Genomic DNA, 22,476 nt, shown 5'->3' on the forward strand with positions numbered 1-22,476 from the left:
CGAAATCGGACACATCATCCGCGACGGCCTCGAACGCATGTACGGCCCGGACTCCACCGACCGGAACTTGATGTACTACCTCACCGTGTACAACGAACCGATCAGCCAGCCCGCCGAACCGGAAAACCTCGACACCGAGGGCCTCCTGAAGGGCATCTACCTGCTCGCCCCGGCGGAGCCCGAGGATCGGGACAAAAAGCGGCCCCGGGCACAGCTGCTGGCCTCCGGCGTCTCGGTCCCCTGGGCCCTGGAAGCCCAGAAAGTCCTCGCCCAGGACTGGGGAGTCTCCGCCGACGTCTGGTCCGTGACCTCCTGGAACGAACTCCGACGCGACGGACTCGCCGCCGAAGAACACGCCTTCCTGAACCCCGGCGAAGAACCCCGCACCCCCTTCGTCGCCCAGCAACTCGCCGGCGCCACCGGACCGGTCATCGCCGTCACCGACTACATGAAAGCCGTCCCGGACCAGATCCGCCAATTCATCCCCAACGAATTCGCCTCCCTCGGCGCCGACGGATTCGGATTCTCCGACACCCGCCAAGCCGCACGCCGCTTCTTCAAGAACGACACCCACTCCATCGTCGTCAAAACCCTGCAACTGCTCGCCCGCCGAGGCGAAGTTGACGCACAGGCGGCGGCCCAGGCGATCGAGAAGTACAGTCTCCTCGATGTCAACGCCGGCACCACCGGCGGGGCAGGCGGCGAAAGCTAAGCTTCCAGCGAAGCACAACGAACCAAAGCAACATCTCGACGGCGGTCCACACCGAAAGGTGCGGGCCGCCGTCGGGCTTTAACACCCGGCTTCAACAATCGCCACAAGCAGCAAACGGCGCTGCCATCGCGTGACGCGCGCCAATCGCAGTTGTAGCCTTCGCACAAATGGAGCTTGTGGATGATGCGCCGTATGCTCAAGGAATGGCAGAGCCGATTCAAACCCCCGCGAAACGCAAAGCGGCCGCGCGCACGGTAACACCGGAAAAGGCGGAGACACTCAAGCGGCTCCGCGCCAATGTGGGGCAGCTGTCCACCACCACCATGCGCAAGCTTGAGAAATCGCTGCCCTGGTACAGCCGGCTGAGCTCCGACGAACGTTCAGCCTTGGGCCTGGTCGCCCAAAACGGAATCGCGGCCTTCGTGACGTGGTACGAGCGACCGAGCTCGCCGTCGTGGATCCTGACGGACGTCTTCGGGAATGCTCCCACCGAGCTGACCCGCTCCATCAGCCTGCAAAAGGCCCTCCAGTTGATCCGGATCGTCGTCGAGGTGGTGGAGGACCAGGTCCCGGTGATTGCGCCGGAAGCCGACCAGCCGTCTTTGCGCGAAGCAGTCCTGCGCTATTCGCGGGAAGTGGCATTCGCCGCCGCGGATGTCTATGCGCGCGCCGCCGAGTCCCGCGGTTCCTGGGACACCAGGCTCGAAGCCCTGATTGTGGACGCCATCCTCCGGGGCGAGAATACCGATGCCCTTCGTTCCCGTATCGCCGCCCTCGGCTGGAAGGCCCAGGAGCGATTCACGGTGATGGTGGGAAACTCGCCGTCGGAACCAAGCGCAAGCTACGTGAGCGAGTTGCGCCGGACCGCCGGACGCTACGCTGAGGACGCACTGGTAGGCATCCAAGGCGACCGCCTCATCCTGATTCTCGGTGGCGTGCAAGACCGCGACACCGCGTATCTGAAACTCAGCGAACTTTTCGCCCCGGGCGCGGTGGTCTATGGACCCGAGGCCGGCTCCCTGTTGGAGGCAAGCAGCTCCGCCCAGGCGGCCTTTGCAGGGCTCACTGCGGCCAAGGCTTGGCCTTCGGCTCCGCGACCTGTGGCGGCGGACGATCTCCTCCCGGAACGGGTAGTCTCAGGCGACGACGCCGCCCGCCGTTCCCTCATCAAGAACATTTACCGGCCGTTGCTGGCCGCTTCAAACGGCCTTGTAGAGACCCTCGGCACCTATCTGGAACTCGGCCATTCCCTCGAAGCGACTGCCCGCGAGCTGTTCGTCCACGCGAACACCGTGCGGTATCGTCTCAAGCGCGTCTGCGACGTCACAGGGTGGGACCCGCTCCTCCCGCGGGAGGCTTTCGTGCTCCAAACCGCACTGGTTGTGGGCAGGCTTTCGGCCCAGCCAAAGGCGACGTCGGAGCGTCACGGTACCCGATCCGCGGGTTGAACCGTTGTAGACTTCCTACAAACTGACCCAGTGAGCTTGGTGTACGCAAACACCAGTAGTTCACGCGGCAATTTGGAAAGCTGGTTACGTGCTTGCAATCGTCTGCCCTGGACAGGGCTCCCAGACCCCTGGATTTTTGGCCCCTTGGCTGGAGCTCCCTTCCGTAGAAGGCCATTTGGCCTCCCTGAGCGAAATCGCAGGCATCGACCTCAAGGCCCACGGCACCACCTCCGATGAAGAAACCATCAAGGACACCGCCGTCGCGCAGCCCTTGATCGTCGCCGCAGGGCTCGTGGCAGCGAAATCGCTGTTCGACGTCGAACTCAGTACCCTTCCGATCGTCCTCGCCGGCCACTCGGTCGGAGAGATCACGGCCTCGGCGCTTGCGGGTGTCCTGAGCGAGGAAGAAGCCATGACGTTCGTCCGCGAGCGTGCCAACAACATGGCCGCTGCCGCCGCCGTCACCCCCACCGGGATGAGTGCCGTCGTCGGCGGCGATCCGGCAGAAGTGCTTTCCGCTATTGAGGCCGCCGGCGCAACGCCGGCAAATGTCAACGGCGCAGGCCAGACCGTTGCGGCAGGCACGTTCGAACAGCTCCAGGCACTGGCTGACAACCCGCCGGCCAAAGCCAGGGTCATCCCGCTGAAGGTCGCCGGAGCATTCCATACTTCCCACATGGCTCCGGCCGTGAGCGCACTTGAAGCACTGCGGCCGTCCCTTAAGCCGCAGGCTCCCACGGTTCCGCTGCTCTCGAACTTCGACGGCCAGGAAGTCACCGACGGCGGCGCCGCCGTCGAAAGCCTGATCGCCCAGGTCTCGCGCCCGGTGCGTTGGGACCTGTGCATGGAGAACCTGGTCCAGCGCGGAGTCACCGGACTCATCGAACTGGCACCGGCCGGCACGCTTGCAGGCCTCGCCAAGCGCGGCATGCCGGGCGTGAAAACCGTTGCCGTCAAGACGCCGGATGATTTGTCCGCCGCACTTGCACTCTTCGCGGAATTGGAGGGAGACGCATGAGCGCCCCCGTACTCAAGCAGGCGCCAAGGAACGAATACTCACGCGTTGTCGGCATCGGGGCATACCGCCCGGACATCATCGTCACGAACGACGACGTCTGCCAGTGGATCGATTCCTCGGACGAATGGATCCGCCAGCGCACGGGCATCGTGACCCGCCACCGCGCCGCGGCCGATGTCAGCGTCATCGACATGGCCGAGGGAGCTGCCCGCGAGGCGCTCAAGCAGGCCGGCATTGAGGCTTCCCAGCTCGGTGCCGTCATCGTCTCCACGGTCACGCACCCGTATGCCACGCCTTCCGCGGCTGCCGCCCTCACCGACCGTTTGGGCGCCACCCCGGCACCGGCTTTCGACATCTCCGCGGCATGCGCAGGCTACTGCTACGGAATTGCCCAGGGCGATGCCTTGGTCCGATCCGGCGCGGCTGAATACGTCCTGGTGGTCGGCGCCGAGAAGCTCTCCGACGTCATCGACAACCATGAGCGGACCATCTCTTTCCTTCTGGGCGATGGCGCCGGTGCGGTTGTCATCGGCCCGTCCGATACGCCCGGTATTGCCCCGTCTGTCTGGGGATCCGATGGCAGCAAGTGGAACGCGATCGGCATGACGCATTCCCTCGACGAAGTGCGCCACCTTGGCGAGACAGCCCGCCATTCGGACGAATCCGACGATCAGGCCATTATTTCCGCAGCGCAGGATGTCTGGCCGACGCTCCGCCAGGACGGCCAGACGGTCTTCCGTTGGGCCGTCTGGGAAATGGCGAAAGTTGCCCAGCAAGCCCTCGATGCCGCAGGGATCGAAGCCTCGGACCTGGCGGCGTTTGTCCCCCACCAAGCCAACATGCGGATCATCGACGAGATGGTCAAGAAGCTCAAACTTCCCGAAACCGTGGTGGTCGCCCGGGACATCGCTGAGGCGGGAAACACTTCTGCCGCCTCCATTCCGCTGGCCACGCACCGACTCCTCAAGGAGAACCCGGAACTCAGCGGTGGCCTTGCCTTGCAGATCGGCTTCGGTGCCGGTCTTGTGTTTGGCGCCCAGGTAATCGTTCTTCCGTAATTTCGGACCGCGCCTACCTTCAATTGAATAGTGCTTTGAAACCCAAGCCGTAACCGCGGTTTGCCCCCATTTCCGGCAATAGCCGGCACAACAAGAAAAGGAGCCAACAATGGCTAGCAACGAAGAAATCCTGGCCGGCCTGGCTGAAATCGTGAACGAAGAGACCGGCCTCGCCACCGAAGCCGTGGAGCTGGACAAGTCCTTCACCGAGGACCTGGACATCGACTCCATCTCCATGATGACCATCGTCGTCAACGCTGAAGAGAAGTTCGGCGTGCGCATCCCGGACGAAGAGGTCAAGAACCTCAAGACCGTCGGCGACGCCGTCAACTTCATCTCGAACGCACAGGCCTAGCCTGGCCTCAACTGTGCCGGACTTCGGGTGCGCCCTGTTGCATCCGAAGCCCGGCACAGCTGCTATATCTCCCAGAGTTTTTTCCTGCCTCCCCAGTGAGAACAGCACGTGGGTTGGCTGATCCGACAGAGAGTGATCTCATGGCACGCAAAGTAGTCATAACCGGTCTGGGCGCCACAACGCCCATCGGCGGCGACGTCCCCACGATGTGGAAGAACGCGCTCAAAGGGGTCTCCGGTGCCCACACACTCGAGGACGAGTGGGTTGCCAAGTATGACCTTCCGGTCCACTTTGCCGCCCGGTGCTCGACGCCGGCCCTCGAAGTTCTGAGCCGCGTTGAAGCCAAGCGCATGGACCCGTCCACGCAGTTCGGTGTCATCGCCGCCCGCGAGGCCTGGGCAGATTCCGGTATCACCGAAATCGACCACGACCGCCTTGCAGTCGCTTTCGCCACGGGCATCGGCGGTGTCTGGACGCTCCTGGACGCTTGGGACACGCTGAGGGAAAAAGGCCCCCGCCGGGTCCTTCCCATGACGGTCCCGATGCTCATGCCGAACGGCGTCGCCGCCGCTGTCAGCCTTGACCTTGGTGCCCGCGCCGGTGCGCACACCCCCGTTTCTGCTTGCGCTTCCGGCACCGAGGCGATGCACCTCGGCCTGGACCTCATCCGCTCGGGCAAGGCCGACGTCGTCGTGTGCGGTGGCGCCGAAGCTGCCATCCACCCGATGCCGCTCGCCGCGTTTTCCTCGATGCAGGCCCTTTCCCGCCGCAATGACGATCCGGAGCACGCATCGCGGCCATATGACCGCGACCGCGACGGCTTCGTCATGGGTGAAGGCGCCGGCGCCCTGGTCCTCGAGGCCGAAGAGCACGCGATCGCCCGCGGAGCGCGCATCTACGCCGAGCTCGCCGGTACATCGGTCACAGCCGACGCCTACCACATCACGGCACCGGACCCGGAAGGCCTGGGCGCAACCCGGGCTTTGAAGGCCGCCATGTTCGATGGCCGCATCCAGGCCGAGGACGTCGTGCACGTCAATGCCCACGCCACCTCGACGCCTGTCGGTGACAAGCCCGAGTACACGGCCCTCCGTGCCGCGCTGGGCGCTCACGTCGACAATGTGGCAGTCTCTGCCACCAAGTCGCAGATGGGCCACTTGTTGGGCGCTTCAGGGGCCGTGGAAGCAGTGCTGACGGTCCTCGCCGTCTACGAACGCCAGGCTCCGTTGACCATCAACCTTGAGAACCAGGATCCGGAGATCCCGCTCGACGTCGTCACTTCGGCACGCACTCTGCCCGCCGGTGACATCGTCGCCTTGAGCAACTCCTTCGGTTTCGGCGGCCACAACGCCGTCATCGCCATCCGCAACGTCTGACAGTCGCTGCCGGTTCGAGGCACAAGCTACGCACAAGAGGAGGGCCCCACCACGGTGGGGCCCTCCTCTTGTGCTATGGAAAAACTGTCTTCGGGAACTTTGTTCCCTGGCCGGGCTAGTGTTCCCCGACCGGCATGGTGTTCCCTAACCGACCTGGTGGAGCCAACGCACGGGAGCGCCTTCGGCGGCATGCCGGAACGGCTCGAGCTCTTCGTCCCAGGCCTCACCGAGCGCCAAGGAAAGCTCGTGGTAGACGGCGGCGGGATCTCCAGCCGCCGACTCGTAGGCGTAGCGGATGCGGTCCTCTGTCACCATGATGTTCCCGTGGACATCGGTGACGGCATGGAAGATACCCAGCTCCGGTGTGTGCGACCAGCGCGCGCCGTCCACGCCTTGACTGGGCTCCTCGGTCACTTCGTAACGAAGGTGCGCCCACCCTCGCAGTGCCGAAGCCAGTTGGGCGCCCGTTCCGGGGACTCCTACCCAAGAGAGCTCGGCGCGGAACATTCCGGGCGCGGCAGGTTGAGGGGTCCACTCAAGATCGGTCCGCTTGTCAACGACCGATCCGATGGCCCACTCGACGTGAGGGCACAACGCAGTAGGGGCCGAATGCACAAACAGGACACCGCGGGTTATTGCAACAGACATTCCATCCTCCATAGCTGTAGGTACGTCTTCCCCAACGACCTCTGCCTGGATGAAATTTTGCTGCGCGGGTGCCGCGCCGTTCCGGTTTCCCTACCTATCTATGATTTTTTCCGCAGCGGAAGAACGTTCAAGTTTAGGTTGAAAGTTTCCCCACAGTGCTTTCATTTTGCCGTACGGACCGGAATTACGCCAGTGCGATTCACGGACGAGCGGATTTCCTTCCTCGGGACTCATCGAAGTGTTGCACGGTTTCCGGGTCTCTAAGCACGGGGATGGGCTTGCTGATAGCTCTTGCGAAGCCTGTCCACCGACACATGGGTGTAAATCTGGGTTGTTGCGAGGCTGCTGTGTCCCAGAATTTCCTGGACGGCGCGCAGGTCCGCCCCGCCGTCGAGCAGATGGGTGGCGGCAGTGTGGCGCAGCGCGTGGGGTCCGGTCGCGGCGGTATCCCCCAAGGCGGCCAGCAGGTCGTTGACGACGCTGCGGGCCTGGCGCTGATCGATGCGGTTGCCCCGTGAACTGAGAAAAAGTGCCGGTCCGCTACGCTCATTTGCGAGCCGTGGCCGGCCGCGGCGGAGCCAATCGTCGACGGCGAGCGCAGCCGGTACCCCGTAGGGCACCGTCCGCTCCTTGTTGCCCTTGCCGAGCACGCGAAGAGTCCGGCGGTCCGGATCGAGATCATCGATGTCCAGGCCGGCAAGCTCGCCGACGCGGATTCCGGTGGCATAGAGCAATTCGACGACGGCGCGGTTTCTCAACGGCATCGGAGAGCCATCCGCGGCTGCCTCTGACAGGTTCTCGAAGATCCTCGAGACCTGCTGCTGGTGAAGGACCCCAGGGAGCGTGTGGTCCCGTTTGGGGGCCTGGAGGCGAAGAGCAGGGTCTGAGGCGATGAGTTCTTCGCGCAGGGCCCAGGAGGTGAATGCGCGGACCGTCGCGGCATGCCGGGCGAGTGTTGCCCTGGACCTGCCGGATTCGCTTTGTGCCCCCAGCCAACGCCGCAGGGTGCCGAGCTCCAGGTCTGCGAGCTCCCCCACGCCCTCCGCGGCAGCGAAGCGCAGCAGGCTCTCCACGTCAGCGATGTAGGCCCTCACCGTGTGGGCGGACCGGGCCCGCTCGCTGTCGAGGTAACGCCGGAAGTCCTCGACAGACCCGGCGAGCGCTACGGGGAGCGGATTCTCTTGCACCCTTCCACTGTGCCAGCCGAGGGGCCGGACGGCCGGCATCGCCACGTTCCGTGCGGAGCCGGCCAAGGTCCGGGCTCGTGTGATCCCACCAGGCCCGCACCGCACTCCCCCTCAATATCTCTTCCCGGACCTCTTCCACGCGCCGCTCACTGATACCGCCAACCCCAACAGGCCTAGGCGTCCAAGACCCGCCCTGACGGACTCGGGGCTGAGTCCTGCCACAACCGCGAGCTTCTCCACGGAGCTCGTCGAACGGACCGGCAGGGCATCGAGCAAGATCAGGTCCTCAAGCGTGAGTCCATCGTGGTCCGAGGCAGCGGTTTCCTTGTCCTCGACAAGAGACTCACCGCTCGATCCCGCCAGTTCCGCGATTTCGCCGACATCCGTGACGCAGACAGCCCCGCCATCCCTGAGGAGCCGATGGCAGCCTGCGGAGTTGGCGCTGTGGATGGACCCCGGGACCGCGGCGACCGCCCTGCCAATTGATTCAGCATGATGGGCCGTATTCAGGGCGCCCGAACGCCATCGCGCTTCCACCACCACTGTCACGGCCGCCAAGGCGGCGATAATCCTGTTTCGCTGAAGGAAGCGGTAACGGGTGGGCGCCGAGCCCGGAGGAACCTCCGCGATGACCGCCCCTTGGTTTGCCACGGCACGCAGCAGATCCTCGTTTCCGGACGGATAGTATCGGTCCACTCCCCCTGCCATCACAGCGATAGTCGGCATGTCGCCGGTGCCCCCGGCCAAGGCCCCGCGGTGTGCGTGGGCGTCGATCCCGTACGCGCCTCCGGAGACGACGGTGCAGCCGCGCTGACCCAGCCCGTAGGCGAAGTCGCCCGTTACGGAGGCCCCGTAGCTGGTGCTATCCCGTGAGCCGACAAGGGCCACGACCCGCTTTACGGGTGGGAACTCCACTTCGTGTCCCCGCCACCACAAGCACAGCGGTTCATGAAGGCCCAGATCTGCCAACTGCACGGGCCATAGCGGGTCGCCAGGGATGACCATACGGCCGCCGAGGCGTTGCATGGTGGCAAGATCACGTTCCGGGGCAAGGTCCGGGATCCTTGGCGCCCACCGCCGTAGTGCAGCAGCCAATCCGGCCCCCGGGTTGGAAACCCCGCTGTCAACCAACAAGGAAGCCACTTCCTGCTCAAGCCCGGGCCCGGGAGCGAGCTCGCCGGTCGCGATTTTAAGACCGTCAACGGCCCCTGCAGCCTTGACCAGGGCGAGCCCGGCCGCATCTTGCGGTTCCATCAGCCGCGACAGTGCTGCCCGGGCCAGGCGTTCCCCTTTTCGCTCCGGAGCGTCCGTGGTGAGCTGCTGGCCGTGTTCAGTCATGGAGTGTCCTTTCATGCGGCCGCGACCGCCTGCCGCAAGCCAAGGGCCTGCCCGATGTCGTCGCTGTGGGGTTGGTCCCTGTGGCCTAGGTCCGCGAGGGTCCAGGCGAGACGCAGAACGCGGTCGTAGCCTCTCGCCGTGAGGATTCCGCGCTCCAAGGAGGTATCCAGAATCTTCGTGGTCGCGGAAGGGAGGCGCAGTTCGCCGCGCAGTACACGCCCGGGAACCTGCGAATTGGTTTCCATCCCGAGACTCCCCAGGCGTTGACGCTGCCGTGAACGTGCGGCTTGGACCCTCGATGCGACGGTGGCGGTGTCTTCCTCCACGCCGGATTGCCCGAAGTCCGCCAGGGATACACGTTCCACCTGGAGCTGGATGTCCACCCTGTCCAGCAGCGGCCCGGACATGCGCCCGAAGTAGCGGCGCCGCATCACCGGAGTGCAGGTGCAGTCGACTCCCTTGCCGGTCGCTTTCCCGCAAGGGCAGGGATTCGCCGCGAGGACCAGTTGGAAGCGTGCCGGATATGCGGCGGTTCCGGCCGAGCGATGGATGACGAGCTCTCCGCTTTCCAGAGGTTGCCGCAAGGCGTCCAGGACCCGGCGTTCATACTCGGGCGCCTCGTCCAGGAACAAGACGCCACGGTGCGCCCGTGATGCCGCCCCCGGCCGCGGCAGGCCGGAACCGCCGCCGATGATCGCTGCCGCGGTGGCGCTGTGATGGGGATTCTCAAAGGGCGGCCGGCGCAACAGCCGTACCGAATCAACATGGACAGCCGAAAGCGAATGGATCGCCGTGACCTCCATGGCTTCCCAGTCCCCCAAATCAGGCAAGAGTCCCGGGAGCCGCTCGGCAAGCATCGTCTTGCCGGCACCGGGCGGACCGCAAAGCAGCACATGATGTGCCCCGGCTGCCGCAACCTCCAAGGCGCGGCGGGCATCGCCCTGCCCCGAGACATCACAAAGATCCGGAACAACAGCGGCAGCGGCGTCCTGATCCCCTGCGACCTCGCCGTCGGCCGGGTCGTAATCGAGGGCCAGGTCCTGCGGGTTGGCCCCGAAATCAAACGCAAGACGAGCCAGGGTCTTGTAGCCACGGACCACCGCCCCGGGTACCAACTCGGCCTCGGCGACGTTGGCGTGGGCCACAACAATCTTGGGGTGGCCTGCTTGAACAGCCGCCATGACCGCCGGCAAGATGCCGCGAACGGGCCTCAACCTGCCATCCAGTCCCAACTCGGAGATGAAGACTGTGTCTTCTGTGGAACGGATATCGCCCGCGGCGCGCAATACTGCCATGGTGATCGCGAGGTCGAAACCCGAGCCACGCTTCGGCAGGGAGGCCGGAATCAGGTTTGCGGTGATCTTTCGACGACTCAGCGGGATGCCTGAGTTCTGTGCCGCGGAGCGGATGCGTTCCTTGGCTTCGTTCAGGGAGGCATCCGGCAGCCCCAGGATCACGAAATTGGGGAGGGTTTGGCCGATATCTGCCTCGACCTCCACGATGTAGCCGTTCAGGCCCAACAGCGCCACGGAGTAGCTTCGGCCGACTCCCATCTAGCCCACGCCCCTGAGGTGTTCGAGCTGGGGCTCGCCCACCCCGTCGTCGATGATTCCCACGACGTCCACCCGGCGGAGCAGGGCGCGCACCTCGTGGTCACGGCACCATGACCCGGCCAGGCGGTGGAGCCGGGCGAGTTTGGCGGCGCCGACCGCTTCGAAAGGATGCCCATAGGCCAGGTTCTTCCGGGTTTTGACCTCTGCGATCACCAAGGTGTCGCCGTCGAGCGCCACGATGTCGATCTCGCCGTCGGAGCATCTCCAATTGCGGTCCACAATCCGCATTCCCTGGGTTTCAAGGAAAGCTACGGCCAGCGTTTCACCGCGCTGTCCCAACACGTCTTTGGCTTTCATGACCACCTCCGCTTCCAGCCTGGAGGCGCGGAGAATTCAATGACAGGGGGCAGTTCGGCTATGTGGGAAAACTCCGTCAGTCAGACGGTGTGGAGGAGCAGTTGCCGGGCTTGGCTAATTGCCCAGGTTGCCGAGATCCCCCAGATCGCCGTCCTTCGGCAGGGAGAGTTCCTCGCTGCGCGGAAGTTCTTCGACGTTGACGTCCTTGAACGTAATGACCCGGACATTCTTCACGAATCGGGCCGAACGGTAGACGTCCCACACCCAGGCGTCCTGGAGCGTCAGGTCGAAATAGACCTCGCCATCGGCGCTGCGGGCCTGCAGGTCGACGTGGTTCGCCAGATAGAACCGCCGTTCGGTCTCGACAACGTAGCTGAACAAACCAACGACGTCGCGGTATTCGCGGTAGAGCTGCAGCTCCATGTCGGTTTCGTAGTTCTCAAGATCCTCGGCACTCATAGATCCATCTTGCACCATAGAGCGGGCAGGCGGCGCCACGGCCGGGCCGGCGGCGTCCAGGGCAAGGAAAAGCGAAGGCTAGACCAGGTTCCAGCTGGTCCGGTGGTACGGCGTGGGACCCAACGATCTGATGGCGTCGCGGTGGAAGGACGTGGCGTAGCCCTTGTTCTCATTCCAGCCGAAGGCCGGATATTCCTCGTGCAGCCCGACCATGATGCGGTCCCTGGCCACTTTGGCCAGCACACTGGCCGCCGCCACGCTGAGGCAGCTCAAGTCCGCCTTCACACGGGTGTGCACCGGGGCCTCACAAGCAGGACCGGCCACCTCGGCGTCGAACAAGGAACCTTGGGTCTGGGGCGAGAGCCAGTTGTGGCTCCCATCCAGCAGGACGAGGTCCGGATGCACGCCCGAGGCGAGAATCTCGAACCAGGCGCGTGTTCCGGCAAGGCGCAGGGCGCCCACAATGCCCAGCGCATCGATCTCCACTGAACTTGCGTGGCCCACTGCGGCGCCAACCGCCCATTCGCGTACCAGCGGTTCCAACCGCTCGCGGTCCTCGGGCTTGAGAAGCTTGCTGTCGCGGACATCGGCGAGCAGGCCGTGGTCCCTGAGGTCGACGACGGCGATCCCCACCGACACCGGTCCGGCGAGGGCTCCGCGACCTACTTCGTCGACTCCGGCCAGAAGCGTGACCCCTGGAGCCAGGAATCCCCGTTCGACGTCCAGGGTGGGAAAATCAGGAGCGTGTTTGGTCCGCGCGGCGGGTTTTCGCTGCGTTCGAACCGGCGTTGCCGCTCGCGCTCCCGCCGGAACCATCACTTGCTCGCTGGAGCCGTGGGTGAAGCCGTGTTCTGGGGCGACGGCGAAGGAACGTTGCGGAAGACCTCGGAGTGGTTGTCAAGGATCTGCCACCGGTTGATGGGCCACGCAATAACCGTTGCTTTGCCTTCGACGTCGGCGATGTCGATGAAACCACCATTGACCGATTGGTGTTCGCGGGAGTCGGCCGAGTTGTTGCGGTTGTCGCCCATAACCCAAATTTTGCCCGCAGGGACCACTACATCGAAAGACTTGGCCATGGGAACCTGGGCAGGATTGATGTAGCTCTCGTTGAGGACCGTGCCATTGACGCTGACCCGCGCTGAACTGTCGCAGCAGGAGACCCTGTCCCCCGGCAGGCCGATCACGCGCTTGACGAGGTGCTGATTGGTCTCGTCCGGAAGCAGTCCGACGAAGACGAGACCGTCCTGGAACCATTTGAAGGGTCCGGGAGTCGTCTTCTGCGTGGGCGGCAGCCAACCTTGTGCGTCCTTGAAGACCACGATGTCGCCCCGCTCCAGCGCGAAAGGTTGCGGGACCAGCAGATTAACGAAGATCCGGTCGTCAACGTCAAGGGTGTTGACCATTGACTCCGAAGGAATGAAGAAGGCACGGAACAGGAAAGTCTTGATGAGGAAGGACAACACGATGGCGATGACCACCACCGTGCCGATTTCCCTGAGCCAGCCGAGGAACGGACTGCCGTGGGTTTTAGCGGGAGTTTCGGAGCGATCGCTTTCGCCCGATTCCGGCCGTGAGCTCCGCCGTGCGGCGCGGCGCGGCGACTCGTGCTCCTCAGGCCGGACCGCCGTCGAGCCGGTCGCGCCCACGGGGGACGGATCGCCGTCGCCCGCTGCAAGATCCATGGCGGGAGCGGACGGTCCGTCCATGGGCCGGGCGTCGCCGTCGTGCCGTTCCGGCTTCCCGGGAGTTGTCTCGGGCATCTATTGTCCGTTCTTCGAGGTTGTACCGGCCCGCGCAGGGCGAGGCAGTTCTGCAAATCTATCAAGCGGCCAGATAATCCGGACTGGACGCCCGATGACACGCTCCAGCGGCACCATCCCTCCGCCGGGTGCGCCCAGAAGGCCGCGCGAATCGGCCGACCGCGAACGGTGGTCCCCCATGAGCCACAATCTGTCACTCGGAACGATGACGTCGAACCTCTGTTCGCTCGGCGTGTCGCCGGGATAAAGATAGGGTTCCTCAAGCTGCTGACCGTTGACTGTGAGTTTTCCGTTGCTGCCACAACAAGCCACGTGGTCTCCGGGAAGGCCGATGACACGTTTGACGTATGTCGTGTCGCTTCCCGTCAGGCCCAGCCAATGGCCGGCGGCGGCGACGGCATCGGCAAACGGTCCTTTGCCGCTGTTCAGCGGAGCGAACGTTCCCCTTCCGTCGAAGACCACGATGTCTCCACGGCGAATAGGGTCCCCGGCGAAATCGGTCCGGGACACCAGGATGCGGTCTCCGGTGCCCAGGATCGGCTCCATGGACTCGGACGGGATGAAGTAGACATCGAGCCACATGGACCGGACAAGCCCGCTGATGGCCACGGCCAGGAAAAGTGCGAGCAAAACAAAACGCCAGCCCTGTTTCCGGGGCTGGCGTTTTGCGTGGTCCATGATTCGTTTCCTGTTGCGTTGCGGATTTCTCCGGCGCAGGCCGGACACGAATCCAGGACCCGCTGTTGGTCGAAAGACCTACTTGCCGGTGGCGAAGTCGCGCTTTTCCTTGATCTTCGCAGCCTTACCGCGCAGTGCGCGCATGTAGTAGAGCTTGGCGCGGCGGACGTCACCCTTGGTGACGACCTCGATCTTCTCGATGATCGGGGAGTGAACCGGGAAGGTACGCTCTACGCCGACACCGAAGGAGACCTTGCGGACCGTGAAGGTTTCGCGAACGCCGTCACCCTGGCGACCCAGGACGAAGCCCTGGAAGACCTGGACGCGGGAGTTCTTGCCTTCAATGATGTTCACGTGAACCTTGATGGTGTCACCCGCGCGGAACTCGGGAACATCGTTACGCAGCGAAGCTGCATCTACGCTATCGAGGATATGCATTAATCCACTCCTGGTGAACGCCACAGGTCATCCACTTTGGGTCACGGCGGGCAAGCCCGGGGCGCAAGGCCGGCCGGAAATTACCGCCGAAGATTTTCAAGTCCGGTACCGCCACTGATTGGCGGTTCCGGGTTGTCAGGCTGTTGGTGACGCTCCCCCTGTGGCAGGCGCGAACCCAGTAGACACAAGGGTTAATTCTGCCACACCCCGCGGGTTCCGGCGAATCCCGCGAATGCGGCCCGGTTCCTGCGGTCGGGCGGAGCATGAAGTTGCCCGACGGCGGCAGGCTCAGTCCGGGAGGTCGCTGTCCGGGCGGCGCCGCAACCGGCCATCAACGACGTCGTACCCGAGTTCACCGAAAGCCGTGCGGTCCGCACGTGCCAGGTGGCCGGCGTCGAACTCTGTGAGGAGGTCAGGGCGGCGTTCCGCCGTGCGGCGGAACTGTTCGTGGCGGCGCCACTGGGCGATCTTCCCGTGGTTGCCGCTCAAGAGGACCGCGGGCACGTCACGATCGCGCCATGACGAGGGCTTCGTGTAGACCGGATATTCCAGCAAGCCGTCCGAATGGGATTCCTCCACCAAGGATTCGGGATTGCCGACGACGCCCGGAAGCAGGCGTCCGATGGCCTCGACCATGGCCAGGACTGCGACTTCGCCGCCGTTGAGGACATAGTCGCCCAAGCTGACCGGACGCACGGTGAAGTGCCCTGCCGCCCACTCCATGACGCGTTCGTCAATGCCTTCATAGCGGCCGCAGGCGAAAACGAGCTGCTCTTCCTCGGCGAGCTCATAGGCGAGTGCCTGGTTGAAGCGCTCCCCCGCGGGCGACGGCACAATCAGGACCGGCTTTTTCGCCGGCGCGTCCGACGAGCGCTCAGGCGCGGCAGTTCCAACTTCGGCATTTTGTGCAAAGGCAATGGATTCCAAGGCCTGGGCCCAGGGCTCGGCCTTCATGACCATGCCCGCACCGCCACCATACGGAGTGTCGTCCACGGTGCGGTGTTTGTCGGTGGTGAAGGCCCTCAAGTCATGGACATTGACCTCCAAGAGCCCATCCTGGCGGGCCTTGCCTATGAGGGAAAGCTCAAGCGGCGCCAGGTACTCGGGAAAGATGCTGACGACATCAATGCGCATTTAGGCGTCATCCTTGGTTTCAGCGTCGTCCTCTTCCGTATCGGTGCCGGAAGCATCAGTGTTCAGTTCGAAGAGCCCCGGCGGAGGCGTGAGCAACACGTAGCCGTCTTCGACGTTGACCTCGGGCACGATCTCTTCGACGAAGGGCACCAGGATTTCCTTGCCGTCAATGTCTTCAATGACCAGCAGGTCCTGGACCGGCATGGTGTTGAGCGCGGTCACCTTACCTACGGTCTGCGAGCCGACGCGGACCTCAAGGCCGACGAGCTCATGCTCGTACCAGCCTTCGTCGTCGTCCTCTTCCAGCTCTTCGGTCTCGATGAACAGCTTCGCGCCGCGGATTTCCTCCGCCTGGTTGCGCGTGGAGATCTCTTCGAAACCGAGCAATAGGATGTCCTTGTTCCACCGGGCGCTGCTGATGGTCAAGGGGCCAGCCTTCGCGGGCTCCACCACAAATTCGGTGCCCGGGACGAAACGATCGCCAGGGGCATCGGTGAGCACCTGGACGGTGACTTCGCCGCGGATTCCGTGGGGCTTGCCGATTCGGGCAACCTGGAGCTGCATGGGGTTCCTCTGATTTCTTCGCTGGGCCCGGATGAGGGACCCACGGCTGGGTTTGCTCGTAAAACAATCCGGCCCCTCCACCATAATCTGGTGAAGGGGCCGGATTTAAGACAAGTATTGCTGAGCGCGTTACCGGCGACGGTCGGTGTCGACGACGTCGACCCGCACCTGCTCGCCGCCCGCCAATGCCGCAATCACAGTGCGCAAAGCGCGTGCGGTGCGACCCTGGCGACCGATCACCCGTCCGAGGTCGTCCTGGTGAACGCGCACCTCGAGGGATTCCCCGCGGCGGTTGTTCTTGGCACTGACCTTGACGTCCTCAGGGCTGTCAACGATCCCGCGGACCAAGTGCTCGAGCGCTTCTGCCAGCAACTTACTCAGCCTCGGTGGTCTCTGCTTCAGCGTCAGCGGGAGCTTCAGTTGCTTCCGACTGCTTGGCCTTCTTGGTGATGGCTTCCGGAATGATGACGGAACCCTTCTCCGGTGCAACGAAAGCAGGCTTGGCGACCTTGGTCTTCAGCGTGCCTTCCTGGCCCGGGAGGCCCTTGAACTTCTGCCAGTCACCGGTGATCTTGAGGATCGCGGCAACCTGCTCGGTCGGCTGGGCGCCGACGGACAGCCAGTACTGTGCACGCTCGGAGACAACCTCGATGTACGAGGGCTCTTCGGTGGGGTGGTACTTGCCGATTTCTTCAATCGCACGGCCATCGCGCTTGGCGCGGGAGTCCATGACGACGATGCGGTAGTACGGTGCGCGCATCTTACCGAAGCGCTTAAGGCGAATCTTTACGGCCACTTTTGTGGTCACTCCTGTTTCTGAAACGGGGTTGAGCCCGTCGTTCTGCACCCGTGGGGCGGGCCATACTTGAGGGTTCCAAGGACAAGATGCACACACGGAGAGAGGGGCCGCGCGGATCGAGTACCTGTCCATTGTGCCAGATGGCGGACAGTATTTCGAACACGCGGTCCGTGCGGCGGCTTTTCTGCGGGATTACTGCTCAGCGGACCAGACGTAGAGACCGCCCCGTTCGGCCTTTTCGACGTCGCTCGCGAGGGCCGCCAACTGCTGGACGTACAGGCGGGCCTGTTGGGCATCAAAGGGCATGTCCTCTTGGGCCGCCCAGCGTTCGGCGACGTCGTCGAGGACGTTCCCTTCGCCTTCGGTCTCGTAGCTGAGGAGCTCAGACAGGGCACGCACCATCGCTTCCGGGACGCCCAGCAAGGCGTCGCTGGTGACGTCCACCAAAGCAAGCTCATAGTCGGCCCCGCCTGCGTGCACGGCCGTGCCCGCGAGGTCGCCGAGTTGTTCTACTTCGAAATCGCTGATTCCCGGGATCCGTACCGCGGCGCCGGATACGTCGCTGCCCTTCTCCAGGGCAGCGGCCCTCTTGAGTGCTTCATCGTGGGTGGCAACAAAGATTTCAGCAAAGCCCATGGAAAGTACTCTCATTCAGTCGTGCCAACGGAGCTGCGGCGCAGCGGCCGAGATGCGCCACGCCGTCGGATCAAGCGTAGCGGACCGCGACCCGCAGGCGGTTGCGCCACGGGTCCTCGAAGCGGAGCTCCTGGCCTGTGTGGTGCGAGGCGATGCCCGCTACCTTGAGGCGATCGGCGAGCGCGCCGACGTCGTCTCCTGACGGCACTTCGATGACCACCTCGCCGAGGCCGAGGGTGTCCTTGCGCGGGCCTGCACCGCGGCTGTTCCACACGTTCATGGCCATGTGGTGGTGGTAGCCGCCCGCGGAGACAAACAGGGCCTGCCCGTGCCAGCCGGCGGTCTGCTCGAAGCCGAGGGTGTCGACGTAGAAATCATGGGCGGTCTTCACGTCGCCCACCTGGAGGTGGACGTGCCCGACGCCGGCGCCCGCCCCATGCTGGCCCGTCACGGCCGCTTCACTCAGGTACTGCTGGAGGTAGCGCTGCGGCGGGAGCGGCAAGCTGTCCATCACGACCGAGCTGCCGTTCCACTCCCAGCCTTCACGGGGCTTGTCGTAGTAGAGTTCGATGCCGTTGCCCTCCGGGTCGGTGAAGTAGAAGGCTTCGCTGACCAAGTGGTCGGCACTGCCGACGAAGGCGTGGGGTTCGTACTGCGCGGCGGAGGCAACAGTTGCGGCGAGCGAGGGCTGATCCTCGAAAAGCAGCGCCGTGTGGAAGAGTCCGGCCTCTCCGCGGCCCGGGATCTGGAGACCAGCGGCCGGCGCGAGGTGCACCAACGGCTTGCCTAGCCGGCCGAAGTAGAGCCCGCCGTCCTGTTCGGCGACAACGTCCAGCCCCAGCGCCCGCTGGTAGTAGTCGCCCATGAGCTTCATGTCCCCCACTTTGAGCATGACAGTGCCCATGGTGAGTTCGGCAGGAAGGAGATCCTGGCTGGATGTGATGGTCATGTGAAACTCCCGGCTTTTTGTGGCGCCGCCCTTCGGCAACCTCTATGTATCTAAATTACTTGAAGCTTCAATTTATTCCTAATGCCCGGCGCTTCCTGAAATGTGTCCCCTCAGAACGGTGCATCGTGGCTGCAGCACGATCTCAAGGGACGCTCGGGGATCCTTTGCGTAGAGCACGACGTCTGCGCTGGCGCCTTCGCTGATGCCGTCGGCACCCAACCACTCACGGGCGGACCAGCAGGCAGCATCCAGGGCTGCGGCCGCCGGAAGACCCGCCCGCTGGAGTTCCAGGATCTCCTCGCCGATCCGGCCGTGTTTGATGACGCTTCCGGCGTCGGTTCCGGCGTACACCCGCACTCCGGCATCGAACGCCTCAAGGACCCGCTCATGCCGGCGCTTCCACAATGCGATCATGTGGGCGGCGTAGCGCGGAAATTTGGTTTCAGCCTGCTTCGCGATGTCCGGAAACGTCGCAATGTTGATGAGCGTGGGGACAATCGGCACATCCTGGTCCAGCAGCCGGGGAATGTGGTGGGGCAACAATCCGGTGGCGTGCTCGATGCAGTCGATCCCGGCGTCGAGCATGTCATCGATTGTCCCTTCGGCGAAGCAATGGGCGGTCACCCGCGCCCCCTCGTCGTGTGCGGCCGCGACGGCGTCCTTGACGACGGCGGCCGGAAAGGACGGGCCGAGATCCCCGGCGGAGCGGTCGATCCAGTCCCCCACGATCTTGACCCAGCCGTCTCCGGACCGCGCCTGCTTGCGGACTGCCTCCATCAGATCCTCCGGCTCCACCTCTTCGGCCAGCCCGGGGATGTACCGCCGTTGCCTCGCGATGTGCCTGCCCGCGCGGATGATCCTCGGCATGTCCGCCCGGCGTTGCAGCCAGCGCGTGTCGCTTGGGGATCCGGCATCGCGGATCAAGAGGGTCCCGGCATTCCGGTCCGCAGTCGCCTGCAGGCGGGCAGTCTCCTCGTCGACAGCTCCGCCCTTGCCCAAGCCAACGTGGCAATGCGCGTCGACCAGGCCGGGAAGCACCCAACCGTCCAGGACGACGTCGGGCTTCGCAAGGGGCCGGACGAAGGTCAGCCGTCCGTCGACCGACCAGAGGCCGCGCCGTTCCTCCTCCGGCCCGGTGAGGACGGCGCCGCTGAATTCGATGATTTCCGCCATGATTCCACCCTAGTTCCCGGGAGCTTCGCCGGCGCGGTCACATCTGTCACAAGCGCTGGCAGCTGTGGTAGCTTCGTCTACGACCACACGGGGGCCCTTGCAAGGGCTGAGATCGGGCTGATGCAGCCTGCGACCGTTGAACCTGTCCGGGTAATGCCGGCGAAGGAAGTGAGTAATCCTTTGAGCACCAAAGAAACACAGCTGAGCCCTACCCAAAAGGGATCGGACCACGATGTGACCCAATCCCTCAAGTCGCATTCCCTCGCGTTCCTGGAGGATGCCGACACGGGAATCCGGGTTCCAGTGACGGAAATCGCCCTCGAACCGTCCCCCAACGGCGAGGCCAACGCCCCGTTCCAGGTGTACCGGACCGCCGGACCCGGGAGTGATCCCGTAGTGGGCCTCGAACCATTCCGCAGCGAGTGGATCGAAGTCCGCGGCGACACTGAGGCCTACAGCGGCCGCGAACGGAACCTGCTCGACGACGGCAAGTCGGCCGTGCGCCGCGGCGCCGCCTCCGCGGAGTGGAAGGGGGCACAGCCGGTGCCCCGCCGCGCCGTCGACGGCAAGACCGTGACACAGATGCATTACGCGAAACAGGGCATCGTCACGCCCGAAATGCAGTTCGTGGCACTTCGCGAAAACTGCGATGTGGAACTCGTCCGCAGCGAGGTCGCTGCCGGCCGGGCCATCATCCCCAACAACATCAACCACCCCGAATCCGAACCGATGATCATCGGCAAGGCGTTCCTGGTGAAGATCAACGCCAATATCGGCAACTCGGCCGTCACCAGCTCCATCGCCGAAGAAGTGGACAAGTTGCAGTGGGCAACGCAATGGGGCGCCGACACCGTCATGGACCTGTCCACGGGCGATGACATCCACACCACCCGCGAATGGATCATTCGTAACTCCCCCGTACCGATCGGCACGGTACCCATCTACCAGGCCCTCGAGAAGGTCAACGGCGAAGCCAACAAGCTCACGTGGGAAATCTTCCGCGACACCGTCATTGAGCAGTGCGAGCAGGGCGTGGACTACATGACCATCCACGCCGGCGTGTTGCTGCGCTACGTGCCGCTCACCGCGAACCGCGTGACGGGCATCGTTTCCCGTGGCGGCTCCATCATGGCGGGCTGGTGCCTGGCCCACCACGAGGAAAACTTCCTCTACACCCACTTCGACGAGCTCTGCGAAATCTTCGCCAAGTACGACGTCGCGTTCTCGCTGGGTGATGGACTGCGCCCGGGCGCGACGGCGGACGCGAACGACGCCGCGCAGTTCGCCGAGCTGGACACCTTGGCCGAGCTGACGAAGCGCGCGTGGCAGTACGACGTGCAGGTCATGGTCGAAGGCCCCGGACACATCCCGTTCCACTTGGTGCGGGAGAACGTGGAGCGCCAGCAGGAGCTGTGTGACGGCGCGCCGTTCTACACGCTGGGCCCCCTTGTCACCGACGTCGCCCCGGGCTACGACCACATCACCTCCGCCATCGGCGCCACGGAGATCGCACGCTACGGAACCGCGATGCTCTGCTACGTCACTCCGAAGGAACATCTGGGCCTGCCCAACAAGGACGACGTCAAGACCGGCGTGATCACGTACAAAATCGCCGCCCACGCCGCTGACCTGGCCAAGGGACACCCCGGCGCCCACGAACGCGACGATGCGCTGTCCAAGGCCCGCTTCGAGTTCCGCTGGCGTGACCAGTTCGCGCTGTCGTTGGATCCGGTCACGGCCGAATCCTTCCACGACGAGACACTCCCGGCAGAACCGGCCAAGACGGCGCACTTCTGCTCCATGTGCGGACCAAAATTCTGCTCCATGCGCATTAGCCAGGACATCCGCGACGAATACGGCTCAGCCGATTCCCAAGCGGCCATCGCGGAAATGTATAGCGGCATGCGCGAAAAGAGCGAGGAGTTCCTGGCATCAGGGGGCAAGGTCTACTTGCCCGAGCTTGAGGTTCCCGCAGGAAAACGTGAGGCGGCGTCAGGAAACCTGAACTGATCAGGAAGCCTGGACTGATCCTGCGCGGCTGGCATCCGCGATGAAGGAGCGGATGATCCGGTCCCCTTCAACTGAGTCATGAGGCCGGTGTCCTCCAGCCGCAACGCGGTGGAGGGCGCCGGTTTCCTGCAAGTAGCCGGCGATCTCTTCGTAGAGGGGTTCCCAACCACCGGTCAGCACAAGCGTGGGAACTCCCGGCACAATGTGCAGGGGCGCTTCCCACGGCGGAGCCTGGAGCCGCAGGCGTCGCGCGGTTCGCCGGGCCTCCGGGGTGCTGAGGACAGCCGCCTCGGAAGAAAACGCCCTGCGGACGAATTCGCGTTGGTAATCGTCATCGCTGAGTTCGTGCCGGATCCGGAACAACGGCTCCATGAGTGCCCGGTACGCCGCGGTGGCGGGTAATTCAGCTGTCAAGGAAAGACAAGCCGGTTCCACCAGCACGAGGGAGCGGACCAGGTCCGGCCGCTCCACCGCGGCCAACATGGCGGAAATCGCGCCTTGCGAGTGCGCGACCACATGGCCCCCACGCGCGGGGCCGGGGGCCGATGCGGCCTCCCGAGCTCCGAGGCACTCGAGGATAATCTCCACATCGGCTGCAACATCGGATTCCAAAGGCTCGGCCTGCGCATCAAAGCCGTGGCGTTTCAGGAACAGTGCATCGTACGCCAGCGCCATGCCATGCTGTTTCGGCCACGCCGCAGCGCCGAATGTGCCTGCTCCATGGACGAACACGACGCGCTGCTTTTGCATCCCCCCAGCCTATGGCACGGGGCTGACAACCCAACTCACTAGCAGTTGTTGTCGTTCTGAGGGGTCAAAACGA

Annotated in this window: 25 protein-coding genes and 1 riboswitch; of the genes, 7 read left to right on the forward strand and 18 right to left on the reverse strand. The window is 64.3% G+C overall.

Annotated elements, in window-relative coordinates:
- From QRN51_RS01240 to fabF, 6 genes are all read left to right on the forward strand, one after another.
- The coding region (locus QRN51_RS01240; RefSeq protein WP_502870836.1) for a transketolase-like TK C-terminal-containing protein at positions 1-712 on the forward strand (712 nt) is incomplete at its 5' end.
- A 203-nt stretch (positions 713-915) separates the two neighbouring features.
- Positions 916-2,160, forward strand: coding sequence for a PucR family transcriptional regulator (locus QRN51_RS01245; protein WP_059387754.1), 1,245 nt, complete (start codon positions 916-918; stop codon positions 2,158-2,160).
- Between the two features lie 88 nt (positions 2,161-2,248).
- A complete protein-coding gene (locus QRN51_RS01250) occupies positions 2,249-3,178 on the forward strand; it encodes an ACP S-malonyltransferase (RefSeq protein ID WP_059387753.1) in 930 nt (309 codons plus the stop codon).
- On the forward strand, positions 3,175-4,236 hold the full coding sequence (locus QRN51_RS01255; RefSeq protein ID WP_284988322.1) for a beta-ketoacyl-ACP synthase III: 1,062 nt from the start codon (positions 3,175-3,177) through the stop codon (positions 4,234-4,236). The genes QRN51_RS01250 and QRN51_RS01255 overlap by 4 nt, the downstream gene beginning before the upstream one ends.
- Before the next feature lie 109 nt (positions 4,237-4,345).
- Positions 4,346-4,591: an acyl carrier protein gene (locus tag QRN51_RS01260; RefSeq protein WP_028267518.1), complete on the forward strand. Its 246-nt coding sequence runs from the start codon at positions 4,346-4,348 to the stop codon at positions 4,589-4,591.
- Positions 4,592-4,731: 140 nt separating this feature from the next.
- Positions 4,732-5,967 carry a beta-ketoacyl-ACP synthase II gene (gene fabF / locus QRN51_RS01265; protein WP_241710849.1) on the forward strand — a complete coding sequence of 412 codons (1,236 nt, stop codon included), beginning with the start codon at positions 4,732-4,734 and terminating at the stop codon, positions 5,965-5,967.
- A gap of 144 nt (positions 5,968-6,111) precedes the next feature.
- Here the strand turns inward: fabF and QRN51_RS01270 are convergent, their stop codons facing one another.
- From QRN51_RS01270 to QRN51_RS01350, 17 genes are all read right to left on the reverse strand, one after another.
- Positions 6,112-6,615 (reverse strand): DUF3145 domain-containing protein, encoded by a 504-nt coding sequence (locus QRN51_RS01270; protein ID WP_284988323.1) that lies wholly within the window; start codon positions 6,613-6,615, stop codon positions 6,112-6,114.
- A 260-nt stretch (positions 6,616-6,875) separates the two neighbouring features.
- On the reverse strand, positions 6,876-7,841 hold the full coding sequence (locus tag QRN51_RS01275) for a tyrosine recombinase XerC (protein WP_502870837.1): 966 nt from the start codon (positions 7,839-7,841) through the stop codon (positions 6,876-6,878).
- Positions 7,842-7,913: 72 nt separating this feature from the next.
- Positions 7,914-9,140, reverse strand: a complete 1,227-nt coding sequence (gene dprA, locus QRN51_RS01280) for a DNA-processing protein DprA (protein WP_284988325.1) — start codon at positions 9,138-9,140, stop codon at positions 7,914-7,916.
- Between the two features lie 11 nt (positions 9,141-9,151).
- The gene (locus QRN51_RS01285) at positions 9,152-10,693 is read right to left on the reverse strand and encodes a YifB family Mg chelatase-like AAA ATPase (RefSeq protein ID WP_284988326.1); all 1,542 of its coding nucleotides are present in this window, start codon (positions 10,691-10,693) and stop codon (positions 9,152-9,154) included.
- On the reverse strand, positions 10,694-11,050 hold the full coding sequence (locus tag QRN51_RS01290) for a YraN family protein (protein ID WP_284988327.1): 357 nt from the start codon (positions 11,048-11,050) through the stop codon (positions 10,694-10,696).
- A gap of 114 nt (positions 11,051-11,164) precedes the next feature.
- Positions 11,165-11,509: a DUF2469 domain-containing protein gene (locus QRN51_RS01295; protein WP_059387678.1), complete on the reverse strand. Its 345-nt coding sequence runs from the start codon at positions 11,507-11,509 to the stop codon at positions 11,165-11,167.
- A gap of 78 nt (positions 11,510-11,587) precedes the next feature.
- Positions 11,588-12,325, reverse strand: coding sequence for a ribonuclease HII (rnhB, locus tag QRN51_RS01300; RefSeq protein ID WP_284988328.1), 738 nt, complete (start codon positions 12,323-12,325; stop codon positions 11,588-11,590).
- A complete protein-coding gene (lepB, locus tag QRN51_RS01305) occupies positions 12,325-13,272 on the reverse strand; it encodes a signal peptidase I (RefSeq protein ID WP_284988329.1) in 948 nt (315 codons plus the stop codon). The genes rnhB and lepB (QRN51_RS01305) overlap by 1 nt, the downstream gene beginning before the upstream one ends.
- Positions 13,273-13,950: a signal peptidase I gene (lepB, locus tag QRN51_RS01310; protein WP_284988330.1), complete on the reverse strand. Its 678-nt coding sequence runs from the start codon at positions 13,948-13,950 to the stop codon at positions 13,273-13,275.
- A gap of 78 nt (positions 13,951-14,028) precedes the next feature.
- A complete protein-coding gene (rplS, locus tag QRN51_RS01315; protein ID WP_059387674.1) occupies positions 14,029-14,388 on the reverse strand; it encodes a 50S ribosomal protein L19 in 360 nt (119 codons plus the stop codon).
- Positions 14,389-14,676: 288 nt separating this feature from the next.
- Complete coding sequence (trmD, locus tag QRN51_RS01320) at positions 14,677-15,522, reverse strand: tRNA (guanosine(37)-N1)-methyltransferase TrmD (protein ID WP_284988331.1); 846 nt, start codon at positions 15,520-15,522, stop codon at positions 14,677-14,679.
- Entirely contained in the window at positions 15,523-16,086 is a 564-nt protein-coding gene (rimM, locus tag QRN51_RS01325) for a ribosome maturation factor RimM (protein ID WP_284988332.1), read from the reverse strand.
- 129 nt (positions 16,087-16,215) lie between these two features.
- Positions 16,216-16,458, reverse strand: a complete 243-nt coding sequence (locus tag QRN51_RS01330; protein ID WP_028267532.1) for an RNA-binding protein — start codon at positions 16,456-16,458, stop codon at positions 16,216-16,218.
- Position 16,459: 1 nt separating this feature from the next.
- Positions 16,460-16,882 carry a 30S ribosomal protein S16 gene (gene rpsP, locus QRN51_RS01335; protein ID WP_059387673.1) on the reverse strand — a complete coding sequence of 141 codons (423 nt, stop codon included), beginning with the start codon at positions 16,880-16,882 and terminating at the stop codon, positions 16,460-16,462.
- 195 nt (positions 16,883-17,077) lie between these two features.
- Complete coding sequence (locus QRN51_RS01340; RefSeq protein WP_284988333.1) at positions 17,078-17,521, reverse strand: hypothetical protein; 444 nt, start codon at positions 17,519-17,521, stop codon at positions 17,078-17,080.
- 70 nt (positions 17,522-17,591) lie between these two features.
- Positions 17,592-18,470, reverse strand: coding sequence for a VOC family protein (locus QRN51_RS01345; protein ID WP_284988334.1), 879 nt, complete (start codon positions 18,468-18,470; stop codon positions 17,592-17,594).
- Between the two features lie 78 nt (positions 18,471-18,548).
- Positions 18,549-19,643, reverse strand: coding sequence for an amidohydrolase family protein (locus QRN51_RS01350; RefSeq protein ID WP_284988335.1), 1,095 nt, complete (start codon positions 19,641-19,643; stop codon positions 18,549-18,551).
- 77 nt (positions 19,644-19,720) lie between these two features.
- A riboswitch (TPP riboswitch) is annotated at positions 19,721-19,828 on the forward strand.
- Between QRN51_RS01350 and thiC the strand changes: the two genes are divergently transcribed.
- Positions 19,824-21,653 carry a phosphomethylpyrimidine synthase ThiC gene (thiC, locus tag QRN51_RS01355; RefSeq protein ID WP_284988336.1) on the forward strand — a complete coding sequence of 610 codons (1,830 nt, stop codon included), beginning with the start codon at positions 19,824-19,826 and terminating at the stop codon, positions 21,651-21,653. It overlaps the preceding riboswitch by 5 nt.
- On the opposite strand, the gene QRN51_RS01360 is transcribed toward thiC, so the two are convergent.
- The gene (locus QRN51_RS01360) at positions 21,654-22,403 is read right to left on the reverse strand and encodes an alpha/beta fold hydrolase (RefSeq protein ID WP_284988337.1); all 750 of its coding nucleotides are present in this window, start codon (positions 22,401-22,403) and stop codon (positions 21,654-21,656) included.
- Positions 22,404-22,476: the final 73 nt, after the last annotated feature.

It is taken from the genome of Arthrobacter sp. efr-133-TYG-120 (assembly GCF_030209785.1).
Taxonomy (GTDB): domain Bacteria; phylum Actinomycetota; class Actinomycetes; order Actinomycetales; family Micrococcaceae; genus Arthrobacter.